The 13,177-nt window shown below is 48.9% G+C and carries 14 protein-coding genes; all 14 read left to right on the plus strand.

Annotation, left to right across the window (positions count from 1 at the left end):
- Positions 1-58 precede the first annotated feature (58 nt).
- Positions 59-2,227, plus strand: a complete 2,169-nt coding sequence (locus AC53GJ_RS07145) for a DUF6359 domain-containing protein (protein WP_496731886.1) — start codon at positions 59-61, stop codon at positions 2,225-2,227.
- A 418-nt stretch (positions 2,228-2,645) separates the two neighbouring features.
- Positions 2,646-3,002 (plus strand): hypothetical protein, encoded by a 357-nt coding sequence (locus AC53GJ_RS07150; RefSeq protein WP_496731887.1) that lies wholly within the window; start codon positions 2,646-2,648, stop codon positions 3,000-3,002.
- A 227-nt stretch (positions 3,003-3,229) separates the two neighbouring features.
- Entirely contained in the window at positions 3,230-3,397 is a 168-nt protein-coding gene (locus AC53GJ_RS07155; RefSeq protein ID WP_496731888.1) for a glyoxalase superfamily protein, read from the plus strand.
- On the plus strand, positions 3,333-3,542 hold the full coding sequence (locus tag AC53GJ_RS07160; RefSeq protein WP_496731889.1) for a glyoxalase superfamily protein: 210 nt from the start codon (positions 3,333-3,335) through the stop codon (positions 3,540-3,542). The genes AC53GJ_RS07155 and AC53GJ_RS07160 overlap by 65 nt, the downstream gene beginning before the upstream one ends.
- Before the next feature lie 677 nt (positions 3,543-4,219).
- Positions 4,220-4,735: a GNAT family N-acetyltransferase gene (locus AC53GJ_RS07165; protein ID WP_496731890.1), complete on the plus strand. Its 516-nt coding sequence runs from the start codon at positions 4,220-4,222 to the stop codon at positions 4,733-4,735.
- 105 nt (positions 4,736-4,840) lie between these two features.
- Positions 4,841-5,299 (plus strand): HIT family protein, encoded by a 459-nt coding sequence (locus tag AC53GJ_RS07170; RefSeq protein ID WP_496731891.1) that lies wholly within the window; start codon positions 4,841-4,843, stop codon positions 5,297-5,299.
- Positions 5,300-5,395: 96 nt separating this feature from the next.
- Positions 5,396-5,872, plus strand: coding sequence for an ASCH domain-containing protein (locus tag AC53GJ_RS07175; RefSeq protein ID WP_496731892.1), 477 nt, complete (start codon positions 5,396-5,398; stop codon positions 5,870-5,872).
- 287 nt (positions 5,873-6,159) lie between these two features.
- The gene (locus tag AC53GJ_RS07180; RefSeq protein ID WP_496731893.1) at positions 6,160-6,321 is read left to right on the plus strand and encodes a haloacid dehalogenase-like hydrolase; all 162 of its coding nucleotides are present in this window, start codon (positions 6,160-6,162) and stop codon (positions 6,319-6,321) included.
- 337 nt (positions 6,322-6,658) lie between these two features.
- A complete protein-coding gene (locus tag AC53GJ_RS07185) occupies positions 6,659-7,726 on the plus strand; it encodes a serine hydrolase domain-containing protein (protein WP_496731894.1) in 1,068 nt (355 codons plus the stop codon).
- Positions 7,727-8,193: 467 nt separating this feature from the next.
- Positions 8,194-8,430 carry a DUF3303 domain-containing protein gene (locus AC53GJ_RS07190; protein ID WP_496731895.1) on the plus strand — a complete coding sequence of 79 codons (237 nt, stop codon included), beginning with the start codon at positions 8,194-8,196 and terminating at the stop codon, positions 8,428-8,430.
- Positions 8,431-8,568: 138 nt separating this feature from the next.
- A complete protein-coding gene (locus tag AC53GJ_RS07195; RefSeq protein WP_496731896.1) occupies positions 8,569-8,940 on the plus strand; it encodes a nuclear transport factor 2 family protein in 372 nt (123 codons plus the stop codon).
- Between the two features lie 103 nt (positions 8,941-9,043).
- Positions 9,044-10,369 carry an alpha/beta hydrolase gene (locus AC53GJ_RS07200; RefSeq protein ID WP_496731897.1) on the plus strand — a complete coding sequence of 442 codons (1,326 nt, stop codon included), beginning with the start codon at positions 9,044-9,046 and terminating at the stop codon, positions 10,367-10,369.
- Positions 10,370-10,863: 494 nt separating this feature from the next.
- A complete protein-coding gene (locus AC53GJ_RS07205) occupies positions 10,864-12,429 on the plus strand; it encodes a TolC family protein (protein ID WP_496731898.1) in 1,566 nt (521 codons plus the stop codon).
- A complete protein-coding gene (locus AC53GJ_RS07210; RefSeq protein WP_496731899.1) occupies positions 12,430-13,161 on the plus strand; it encodes an efflux RND transporter periplasmic adaptor subunit in 732 nt (243 codons plus the stop codon).
- The last annotated feature ends 16 nt before the right edge of the window (positions 13,162-13,177 follow it).

Below are 13,177 nucleotides of genomic sequence, written 5' to 3' on the forward strand. Positions count from 1 at the left end.
CCTTTTTAATTGCCAGCACTAAAACCCCAAACTTTCAAAACACAACAGGAATTGAGTGATGAAAATGCCATTGTTAAAAACCACCTTATTGCTTGTAACCTTGTTCGGGATCTCAAGCGTTTATGCAGTTGAACCCTATAGCTGGAACAATCTTGCTCCGGTAAAAACCCCTTCAGCCAGTCACAATAACGGTAAAACCGTCTTGTTTGATGTTTCCCACGGTGGTGTGGAAGGCAATGCGGATTGGGTTATCGATGGTGCTTTTTCAGATTTTGCCGATGCCCTGGTGGCTCAAGGTTATACCGTCAAAGAATACCGTGGTGTGGATTTAAATAACGACAACCGTATTCGCTTTTATGACGACCGCACCAGCTCAGCCAATCAGAATGAAGCCATTATCAGCTACAACGCAATTAAATCGGCCGATGTATTGGTGTTGGCTGAATCTAACCGTCCTTTCACAACGGCTGAGCAGCAAGCGCTGCTGCAATTTGTGGCCGATGGTAAAGGCATATTTTTTATTGCGGATCACTATGATGCCGACCGTAACTTAAACACCTGGGACGCCACTGAGGTTTTTAACGGTTATAACCGTTCAAATCTGAGTAAGTACCAGTTAGGTGGCGTTTACGGTGATTGGCGAAATCCAAAAGATGCCAGCAAAGGTTGGCTGGTGGAAAACTTTGGCATTCGTTTTCGCTTTAATGCCATAGACTATAAACAAGGGGTGAGCGGCATTGAGCCTGCCAACAAAACCGAAGGTATTACTGCAGGCGTGCAGCCTATCTTAATGGCTGGTGGTGCAACGCTGAGTATTGTTGACCCAACCAAAGCTAAAGGACTGGTCTATTTTTCGGCGTCTGATCGCCCCGTGAAATGGTCAAACGCCAAAGATGCAGGTCTGTATTTTGGTGGCAGAGCCGAAGGCCCTTATGCAGCTATTGCTAAATCAGGGGCAGGTAAAGCCGCCTTTATTGGTGACTCATCTCCGATTGAAGATGCCACGCCGAAATATCGTCGCGAAGATAACGGCAACAGCAAAAAAACTTACCCTGGCTGGACTGACTCAGGCAATGCGGCCACTTTGGCGGTCAACATGGTAAATTGGCTGGCAACACCAGAGGCATATAGCCATTTTGACGGTAACAATGGTCACCTGAGTGGTGATGCGACACCACAACCTATGGCCAGCACGGAAATGACCGATCCGAATAATGGTCAGCCGTGGGGGGCGCCTGCCAGTGGTTACAACGCCTGGAATACCGATACTTTTAAAAACAACGCTTACAATGCGCCTTATGGCACAACAAGCAATGTGCCGGACCCAAATCCTACGCCGGGTGGCACAGTGTCGGTTGCCACAGCGTTAAATGCCGGGACAGGCACGTCATTAGTGATCTTAGGTAAAGTCACAGCGGCGGTGAACGATATTTATGGCCTACAGCTGACCGATACCAACAACAGCGCATTACACTTAAATGTCAAACTTGAAAGCACGCAGCGCAACGATTTTAGCCCAAAGCTTAACCCGGACATGCTGAACAAAAACATTATTGTGACGGGGAAACGCGACAGCTATATGGGCGGTGCCGGGGTGAAGTACGTCACTGATATTCAATTGGCGCCAAGCTCGTTATCGGTTGAGCAAGCACTTGCGTCGGCGCAAGGCTCTGGCATTGAACTGACCGGCCGGGTGAAAGCTGCGCTTAATGACATCTATGGTCTGGTGCTGGAAGACAATAACAATCCGGCTTTCACCATCAACATAAAACTCGAAGCCAGCCAACGCAGCCACTTTAGCCCACAGCTTAATCCGAGCATCTTAGGTGCGCAGCTATTGATCAAAGGTGTGCGTGACAGCTATATGAACCAACCGGGTGTACGCCAGGTTTCAGCCATTGCAGATGTGAGCGACGCCGACGTGCCGGAGCAAAATGGCGACAGCTCAGTCAGTGATGTATTGGCACTGGCAAATGGCACACCAGTCGTGGTTGTGGGCGTGATTAAGGCTGCGATGAACGGCCAATATGGGCTGGAACTGGCTGATAGCCAAAACGCGGGCAACACACTGTATGTAAAACTTGAAACAAATCAGCGTGATCTGTTTAGCCCAGCTTTGAACCCAGGGCTTATCGGCAAGCGTATTCGTGTTGAGGGTATCAAAAACGACTATATCAGCCACGCCGGGGTTCGTAGTGTGGCGAAGTTAACTTTATTGACAAATTAACTGCCACAGCGTCAATTGGCGACAAGCATTTGCTGATGCTTGTCGCCATATCGCCTTGTTGACATGCGCCACAGCGCGAGCGTCAATATCCAAATGCCTGCGGCATAAATGCGATCAGGAACCGCAGTAGCTAACCGATAAACTTTGGCGCAATGAATCCCTGCTATCGAGCTAGCGTGCCGGTGCCAAGCATCGGTCGTTAGCCTTTATTACAGGACAAGTCTGATTCCACTCTGGTCGTTATGCATAGAGTCTGGCATTGTTTTGCTTGCAAAAGCAAAGTCTGGCCAATTGCGCTTTGGCAATACGTTTGGTGGCTATGCCTGATCGTTGTGGCATCGGCCCGGAGTCGGTAGTGTGGTTTTATCCTGTTGCTGCCGTTTTTTTAAACTGTTCGGTGCTCTAGAGGAGTTATTTTTTGCTAATCATCGCGTCAATACTACTTGTGCTCTGTGGATTTGTTCATTCAATCCTTGGTGAAAAGTACATCCTGATCCGTCTATTAAAAAGGGACAATCTGCCACATCTTTTAGGAAGTGATCAATTTACCAAAGGCACCCTTCGATTTGCGTGGCATGTAACAAGTTTGGCTTGGTTCGGCTTTGCGGCACTTCTGGTGTTACTGCCTGAATCAGTTCCGTTGCTGCTGACAATCAGCCTTGTGTTTGCCTTTAGTGGCGTTTTTTCAGCTTATCACACAAAGGGTAAACATCTGTCATGGCTGGTTTTTTTCATCATTAGTGGGTTAACGCTGGCGAGTGCGGTGAATGGCTGACAAACGCCGGCATAACGCGCCTGCTGCACTCGACTGGCAGGTTATGGGGTTTATCCAATCGAAATTGAAATAGACCAAGAATCAGTAGGTGCTACTTGTCATGGTAGTGTAGCAAGTGTTAACGCAGTGTGTTATCTTGCTTAGGTAAGTTTGGCCAGCAACTGCTGGCTCCACCGAACGCCAAGTGCGTTTCAATCCAAAGCGTTATGTGTGATGGCGTAGTTGAGATGGAGTTTCAGACCATCCCAATTATGCGGATTTTTGATGAAGATAAAGCGAAAGAGTTTTATCTTGGTTTTCTTGGCATGGAATTAGATTGGGAACCTCGCTTTGCGGAGGTATACCCGATTTACCTGCAAGTATCGCTGGGCAGATTTTATTCTGCACCTCAGTGAGCATTCTGGTGATTGCACGCCAGGTAGCAAGGTTTTTGTTCATGTCAGCAACCTGGATCAGCTGTTTGAACAACTTACTGCCAAGCCAGACCAATACAACAAACCTGGAGCACCGATCAGTTCAAAAAACGAGCAGCAGAGCTGACGGAAAAACTCGCAGGCAAGGCGGGCAAATTGAGCAATAGTCATTCTATTGCTCATTTTGCCCAACGCCGGATGCGTGTTTTTCCGGCGCTCCCGCAGGGCCGGGGCAAAATATCCTCATACGGCGTTAAATTCCTTCGGTTTAGTTCACTAAACCTTCAGAAATTTGCCTTGTCTGAGTCCTATTTTGCCCACGGCTGCTGCCGTTTTTTTAAACTGTTCGGTGCTCTAGTATTGAAGATGCACCTTGGGGGGCAAGGTGTTTCACTGTCACAAATCCGTTTTCAAACAGGATATTGTTTAGCGGAACCGCAGAGGTATAACAAGATGCTTCATTTCGTTACGGCGATACAAGGCGTGACTCCGATAGGATTGCCGATGCCCTGTGGCAGCCTATTGGCAAGGCGTTGCCAGTTTAACTGTGTTGCTTAGCTGAAGATGAAGTTTGATTTCATGGCTGTCGGGTAAGCCTGATGCTGAGCGAATCAGTGTGTTCGCTTCATCTTATCCCGTACTTTGGCATTACCGGCTATATCTGGCGATTCATGATATCGCCCACACGAAAACCAAAGCCATGTCGCCGCAAACGCATGGGTTCTGCTCCAGTTGTCTTACGCTGGGCGTAGGGGCCAACGGGGACGGCTTTGAGGTTTTCACCATGATGCGCTGACAACTGACATGAACAACACGCCGCTTGGGCAATCGACTCACAACAAGTCGCTTGCGTTTGTGGCGGGCGTGAAGCTAAGGAAAATCATGACTATTACACTGCAACAAGTGACAAGTTCAAATTATGAAGCGGTCTGTGACCTGAATGTCACGGATCAACAGCAGGCCTATGTTGCCAGCAATATGTGGTCGTTGGTTGAATCACATTATTGTCAGGGCCATAGCTGCAGAGCCATCTATCAGCACGATACACCGGTAGGTTTTTTCATGTGGGTCTCTGAAATGCCTGAAAAAGTTTCTATCTGGCGTTTTATGGTTGATCAGCGTTATCAAAAAGCAGGTATTGGCAGAGCGGCATTACATTTGGCGTTAAATGAAATTAAAGCTTGCGACAAAGTAAAAGAGATTGAAATTTGTTATGACCCAGAGAACCCAGTCGCGAAAGATTTTTATGCTAGTTTTGGTTTTCAAGAGGTTGGGCTTGATGAGGATGGTGAAGATATGCTGGCAGTCATCAAATTATGAGCTCTGACAACCGTCAGTACAAGGCGCCTGCGGCGCTCGACTCGCAACAAGTTGCTCGCGTTTGTAGTGGGCGTTATGCGTTCGTTATGCATTGGAAGGTCTGATATGAATTGTATTTTTTGTGACATCGTTGCCGGTAACTCCCCGTGCCATAAGGTCTGGGAAGATGATGAGCATCTTGCTTTTTTGTCGATTTACCCAAATACCCAAGGTTTTACGGTAGTGATACCAAAAAAACATTATTCAAGTTATATATTTGCGCAGGAAGATAGTGTGATTGCCAACCTTACTCTCGCGAGCAAGAGAGTGGCCCTATTGCTTGATAAGGCGCTGGATGGCGTGGCGCGAACAGGTATCGTTTATGAAGGGTACGAGGTTGATCACCTCCATAGTAAACTGATCCCAATGCATGGCACCGGGAGTGATTCTGCTTTCCAGCCTATTGACGGAACCACAGGTCCATTCATATTCAAATACCAAGGTTTTTTATCGACACATGATTGTGCGCGGGCTGATGACACTGAGCTTGCACTATTGGCGGCACATATCAGGTCGTATGCATAACAAGCAAATATTACCGCCAGCAAAAAGAGCTGGCTGTGCCGTCAACCCGCTGCGCGGCTTGCTGCGCTTTAAATACCAGACAACCAGGACACTGTGATGCACCGATCAGTCACTCTGATGTGGGACTCCTACCTTGCTAGGCAGTCTCAATCTGCACAATGCGCCACGCAGGCACCGCCAGCCTGGTATTTCTGCGCTAACGAGGCCGATGCAAATGAGTGCGCTCAGCTTGTGCTGAGCGGCATCAAATGTGCAACAACACCTTCATTGTGGTTTTTTGAGACCAGCGGTGAGGCATTGCCGTGCATCGGCGATCTGAACATCGTCACGGACTGGCACGGTAAGGCCGTATGTATTATTCGTACTACCAAGGTGCAGATCCTGCCGTTCCACGAGATCACCGAGGTGCATGCCGCCATTGAAGGGGAGGGCGATGGCTCGCTTGATTGGTGGCGCCAGGCGCATTGGGACTATTACCATCACGAGCTGCAAGGCACTGGCTATGAGCCGCGGCCTGACATGCCGGTTGTTTTTCAACAGTTTGAGTGTGTATTTCCCTCGGGCCCGGCCTGACAATTTATTAAAGCCAGCACCGCTGCAAGGCGCGGTTTTGTAGTGGCACTACTGAATTTAGTTCAGAGGTTTTGCCTGGCAACAGAGGAATAGTTGCAGATGGATCTAGCTCTTTTCGACTTCGATGGCACTATCACAGATCGGGAAACCATGTCCGACTTTATGCTTGCGTCGGTGAGGCCAGGCAGATTGCTGGCTCGGTCGTCCGGGCTGCGATCTGCTGGTTCGGTTTCAGGGGCATCCCGGTTGCGGAGCTGGAGCATTACGGCGCAGAGTTTGCCCGCTCGGTGCTGCCGTTCACTGTCCGGCCAGGGGCCATGGCAAGGATCAAGTGGCATCAGGCGCGCGGTGACCTGATTGTCGTCGTCTCGGGTGGCCTCGATCTCTACCTTCAGCACTGGACAGAGGCACATGGCCTGGCGCTTATTTGCTCGTCACTTGAGCTGTAAGCTGGCCGCTTCACAGGTTTTTATCAGGGGCTGCAGTGTGTGAAGGGGGAAAAGGTGCGCCGAGGCAACTTCACCCCATCCATTCGTTTGGTAAGGTTTTCGCCTACGGCGATACCGCAGAGGACTATGCGATGCTGGCGATTGCCCATGAGGCGTACTACCGTTGGCAGCCCTTGGATTTCGCTGCCGGAGGCGGGCGCTAATCATTGGGCCAGGCCGACGCCGCATCGCGGTGCTGCTTCATTAAGTGTTCGCTGACAACAGCAAGGCCGGTGCGCCATGACAGGACAATAACGATGAATTCTTTAGGTATGAATATTCAATGACTAAATTCAGTGTGTTGGTGTTACTTTATTTATTATCTGCCTGCAATGCATCTGCGCAGAAGTTAACTATCGATCACAGTGCTGCCATTGATGCTCAATTGTTGGCCAATGCGCAACAACACGGTATTCCCGGTCAGGCTGTGCTGGTGCTGCACAACAGCGATATTTTGTACCGTAATGCCATCGGCGTGACCGCGACCGAAGACGGTGTACTGGTCACGCCGAAGACAGTTTTTCCTGTCTACTCCATCACTAAGCTGTTCACTATCACACTCGCGATGCAGTTACAGCAAGCAGGCAAACTTGATTTTTCAGCGCCAGCTTCACGTTATGTCGACAATCTGCCGCTGTCCTGGCGTAGTATACGGATTGAGCAGTTTCTCAATCATGCTTCGGGCATTCCTGAGTATTTTGACAGCAATGATTTGTCGCGTCCATTTCCAGCCAGCCTGGATGGCGTATTTGCAAAGTTAGACAAAATGCCGCTTGCCGCTGCGCCGGGTGAACGCACCAGCTATACCAATACTAACAACCTGGTGATTGCGGCTGTACTCGAGGCCATCACAGGTACACCTTATCGCGAGCTGCTGCGCCAGCGCATTATGAAACCGCTTAACCTTGACGAGACGTGGCTTCAGCTTGCTGATGTGCCTAAAGAGCGTCTGGTGAAAAGCTATCGGGCGGCAGCGGGCCAGATTGTGCCTGATCTGACTATCTCCTGGCCGGATTACAGCATCGCACATGTAGGTGCTTATATGACGCTGGATGATTTAGGCAAATTCATCTCTGCTTTAGCGCATGGGCGTGTTGTTTCAAAGGCTGCGCTACTTCGTTTATGGCAGCCCTATCGACTTGCTAACGGTGTGGCTGGCTTTTTTGCCAGCGGTTGGGACTATGGCGAGTGGGGGCGTTGGCACGAAGTGAGTCATGATGGCGGCACCAAGGTCCGGGCGCGGATCCTGTTCGATGACAAGCTCGATGACCATTACGTGGTGGTCTATCTGACCAACGGCAATAAAGATGGCGTCTGGTCGCACACGCTTGTCCGCTCAGTTCAGAGCATTATATTGCCGAATTAACTGTCGCCAGGCAAAGCCGGCCGACGCTTGCCGCGTAGCTGTTTTGGCTGTTATATGAAAATGGCAGTGATCCGGCGATGGTTTTAGATAGAGTTGGCTATTTACTTGAGATTATCGGGCGGTTTTTTGCAGGATTTTGCATCAAGCTTTAGTCGAATTTGTTGGTAAAGGCACCGGTTATTTAACCTGCAAACCCTTTAAATCAACTGTGGATCCAGATGGTTTTTAGTTTTTACCCTCGGTGTTATTTTCTGGGTTGGTACTGTAATCTTGGTTTTTTATCTGGATGAATTTATGCAAATGGCTCTATGCCTGGACGCTGCTGGCAGCTTTGCTGATGCCAGCAATCACTGTTTGAAATCAATGTTGTAACAACAAAACAGTTCATCGCCGCTGCTGCAGATGTGCGGCAACGGCAAAACGCATACGTTATTAGCCGTGTTAAATATGACTTGTAAGGAAAAACTTTGAAAAAGTACATGGTTGTGGAGAATTTCAAGCCTGGTTTAATGGCAGAGAATTATAAGCTGTACAACGCGAAGGGACGCCAATTCCCGGCTGGTTTGTATTATTTGAACTCTTGGGTAAACACAGAAAAAAACATCTGCTTTCAGTTGATGGAATCTAATGATGAGTCTTTGTTTGATGAGTGGTTTAAAAAGTGGGAGCAGTTTGTTGATTTTGAACTGTATCCTATTGATTAAGTACAGCATCATCCGGGTGATAGCGACCGCGGCCGATAGGTTGACAGTTATCAAAGCAAGAGTTCTGACGAAGGCCAGTATATCGCGCCTGCGGTGCTGGCTCTCGTGTTAGTGGCATCAATAGCGGAGAAAAGTTAAATGGATGATTGTGTCGCTTTAGTTCAGCGCCAGTTAGAGGCTTACAATGCGAAAAATATTGACGCCTGGTTAAGCACTTATGCATCAGATGCTGAGCAGTTCAATTTACATGGTGAATGTATTGCTTCTGGCCATGCCGAGCTGCGTAAGCGAATTGCGATAAGATTTGCCGAGCCGGATTTACATGCCCGTCTGATACAGCGGATAGTGATGGCCAATATTGTGGTCGATCACGAAGTGATTACCCGAAACTTCCCGCAAGGCAAAGGCGAGATTGAAATGCTGTGTGTATATGAAATACACAGTGGTTTGATTCAGAAAGCGTCTTTTTCTCTTGGCCAGCCAACACTGTATGGGCCAGAAAAAGTCTGACAACTTATCAACACAGCTTGCGCAATGTTCAGTCGGTCTTTGAGTATTGCATCGGGGCGGATGTTAGGGTGGTATTGCCGCAATCTTCCGCCACAAGCAGGATGTGATTGGGTGGTATTTAACTGAACAAGGAAGGTCGATGCGTAGATGTTATTGTTTGATTTTGATGCTTGTTTTAATTGGAGTAACCAAGGCCAGCGCAGCCACAGCAGCATCAGAGCAAATTGCCAAAACTGAATATCCGACAGAAACGCTGTATAACATCTGGCAGTCGCAGCAACAGGATAAAGATGCGGCGCTGAAGTTTTACCAAGGGCTCGATGTTAAGCATCTGGTGGAATTGGATCCAACAGATAGCAAAACAGCCATTGTCACTTATTTTGCCAAAGGCAGTGCGGAGACCGATTACATCATGCAGTCGGGCGGCCCGGACTTTTATGGCTTGCGGTTTAAGCGGTTTGGCAGCTCTGATATTTACTTCTGTGTGCAAAAAATTCCCCGCGATGCCTGGTTTATTTATGGCATTAACGAATTCAAGCTTCATAAAAACAAAGATGTACCAGACTTGATGCAAAGTTCGGTCGTACAGATTGCGCAAGGCGCCGTGGTAGGGCCGGCAGCACCTTTATCTGACTTGCTCAAGCGCAAGCCCGGAGTGCCACGCGGTACCATGCGCGAAGTATTGATCAACAGCAAAGCGATGGGCGAGCCCCGTAAAATTCAGGTGTATGTCCCGGCGGACTATAACCCCGCTGTTGCCCATAATTTGCTGTTGCAGTTTGATGGGCAAAATTACGCAACAACCGATGAGCAAAGGCCGGCAGAGGAAGGCTGGACGCCACTGCCGACGATTTTGGATCAGTTAATTTGGCAGCAGAGCATAGGCCCGACCATTGCTATTTTTATCCATAATCAAGGCAACCGTTCGGCAGATTTGATCAGCAACCAGATGACAGATTTTGTCGCGCTGGAGCTGGTGCCCTGGGCGCGGCAGAATTTTCATATTTCGACGATACCGCACCATATTGTGGCGTCCGGACCGAGCCGCGGTGGCTATGCCGCGGCCAATACCGCCTTTCGGCATGCCAATATCATAGGCGCAGTGTTATCACAGTCAGGCTCTTTTTATTACCGGCTGCAAGAGCCTGATAATTGGCCGATCTATCCGGAATTTGACGGCCAACTGCTGCAGAATTACAAAAACTCAGCGTACCGCAATATCCATTTTTATCTCGATGTGGGTCTGTATGATCTTGGCTTAGCAGCTGTCGGCACCAACCGACAGCTACGGGATGTGCTGGAGCTGAAAGGTTATCAGGTGAAATATTATCAGTACAACGGCGGCCACGCCCATCTGGGCTGGCGGCATACGATCGGCAAAGGTTTGGTTGCATTATTAGCGAAAGACAAACCGAATGTTCAAAGGTAGGCCTTAGACCATTGATTCACTATGGCTGTCAAAGCCCGCCAGCTTGACGTTGATGTGAAAATCAGCATCGAACTGGCGGGAAAACTCTAATCTTCCAGTGACATGCCGTCGTTGCAAGGTTAGCCATTCGCGCAGTTAGAGCCCGCCTCAATCTTTGGTATGACCATCATTCCCGAATATCGCCACGCTGGCAGTGCTGCTTCTGCCAAAGTGGTCTAACCTTTTGTTGCAACTCGTAAAATAATAGTTCCGCCATAGCAAACAACGGCTTTGAAACAGCATAGTTGTTTGTTATGATGGAATTTACTAAATTATCCTAATCTATCAGATTAATATGAAGATATATCCGTTGTACTTTGACAAGGTTGTCACTGTGTTCCTCTGGAGCTATACCTATCTTCGTTGTTCACATTTTGGGGGGGCCGCCGCCCCAATATTGTCTTTCCGCCAATCAATTTTTGCATAAATTTGAAATTCCTCTAAGGGGTAGCGTCATGAATACTTGTGTAACGTTTTCTCGTGCGGCTCTGGCTGTGTTCGTTGCCACGGCGATAGCAGGCTGCTCTGTTACCCCTGAGCAGTTGACTGAGCAGGCCGTGCTGGTGAATGCGGCAGAAAATGCATCGACCTTGGCGCAGGATGTTGCCGCCATCAACGGTCCGATAGATTTGCACCAAGCTTTTGCCCGCACTATTAAATACAACAGAGAAGCAAGGTTAAAAGCCTTTGAAGCTGTGATGTCGCAAGGGCAATTGGCGGTTGATCAGTTTGATATGCTGCCGGATATCGCGGCACAAGCAGGTTACAGTAGTCGCAATAACTATGCGGCTTCTGCCTCAGTGGCCTTTATTGGTGATAAACCTGGTGCCATTGGCAACAATCCGAGTTATTCGGTTTCTTCGGAGAAAAACACCGTCAACGCCAGCATTGGCGCGACCTGGGATGTGCTGGATTTTGGTTTATCTTATTACCGGGCTAAACAGCAAGCCGACCGGTTTTTGATTTCAAAAGAACGGGAACGTAAAGTTATTCATCTGATGATGGCACAAGCACGCAGTGCTTATTATCGTGCTGTTTCTGCAGAGCGGTTGCTGGCTAAAATTGATCCGCTGATAGAAAAATCGCGCTCGGCTTTAGCTGATTCGGCCAAGCTGGAGCAGTTGCGGGCGCAATCGCCGATTGATGCCTTAACTTATCAGCGCGATTTATTGGAATCGTTGCGGACCTTGCAAGATATTCGCAAAGATTTAATGCCGGCCAAAGCTGAACTGGCAACTTTGATGGGCTTAAATCCGGCGACAGCCTTTGAATTAGCCGATGTGGCGCAGCCAGATTTCAGCACGCCTCAGTTGACTGCCGATATTAACGCGATGGAAAGGACAGCCTTGGTGCGTCGTCCCGAGTTATTAGAAGCACAATATCAGGACCGTATCACCCAGGATGAAGTGCATTCTGCTTTCCTGAAACTGTTCCCAAGTTTGAGTTTAAATGCCGGCGTCAATTACAACGATACTGACTATTTACGCAATAACAACTGGAGTTCTGCCGGTCTTGGCGTGAGCTGGAATTTAATGAATGTGTTCCGGCATGGCAAGCTGGAGCAGTTAAACAGCCTGAAAATAGCAGTGAGCAAACAACAAGCGCTGGCAACTTCGATGGCGGTCATCTCGCAGGTGCATATTGCCGATCTGCAATTCAAAGAATCCAATGACACCTATCAGCTGGCAACACAGTATTTTGATGTCGCTCAGCGGATTAAAAGCCAGGTTGATGCCAATAGAGTGACGCAAAACATCGGCGAACTGACGGTGATCCGGGAAGATTTAAACGCCTTGCTGGCGGAGTTACGCCGCGATGTTGCTTATGCCGAAGTGCAAAACAACTATGGCAAGGTGCTGGTGTCGATGGGGCTGGATCCACTACCGGAAGGTTTTGGCGCTATGAACCTGGAGCAATTATCCGGTGCTTTTGCCAGCTTAATGCAGAAATGGCAACAAGGTAACCTGGATATAGTGACGGAGCCATTTGGCCCTGTGGTTGAACAGACAACGGAGCAATAAGTGGTGAATATCAGCTGGGTTGGCTCTCTATTGCTGTTTGCTTTGCCTGGTGTCGAGGCGGCTGGTGTGCAGCCAGCAGAGCACAAAGCCCGTGGCATGCTGGTGGCTGTCAACAAAGCGACTTTATCCAGTGAGCTGGCGGCGCAGGTGGTTGCGGTGCCAAAAAAAATGGGCCAGTCGTTTAAAAAAGGTGAAGTGCTGCTCAAACTGGATTGCCGTCTGTTTCAGGCGCAACTGAAGAAAGTCACTGCTGAGACGCAGGTGGCACAGCTCAAGCTGGACAATAGCCAGCAACTGACCAAATTAAATTCAATCGGCACGCTGGATCTGGCAATTGCCGAAGCCGAGTTACAAAAAGCCCAGGCTGAAAGTGCGATGGCGCAACTTAATGTTGAGCGCTGTGAGATTAAAGCGCCTTTTCATGGCGTGGTGGAGCAAGTTGATGTGCAAGCCCATGAAGTTGTGCAACAGCAACAAGCTTTGCTCAAAGTCGTGAGTCTGAATCAGTTGGAGGCTGAGATTATCGTTTCAGCGCACTGGATGAGTTGGCTTGAACTGAATAAACCCATTGTGTTGCAGGTGGAAGAGACGCAGCAAACTTTAGCTGCGGTGGTGAGTTACATCGGACCCAGTGTTGATCCGACCAGCCAGACCATGCAAATTCGTGCCCGTATTAAAGAGATACCTGCCAAAGTATTGCCAGGTATGAGCGTTGTGGCGGATTTTAATTAACGCTTCGCAACGTGCC

It is taken from the genome of Rheinheimera sp. B2H12, from assembly GCF_059620065.1.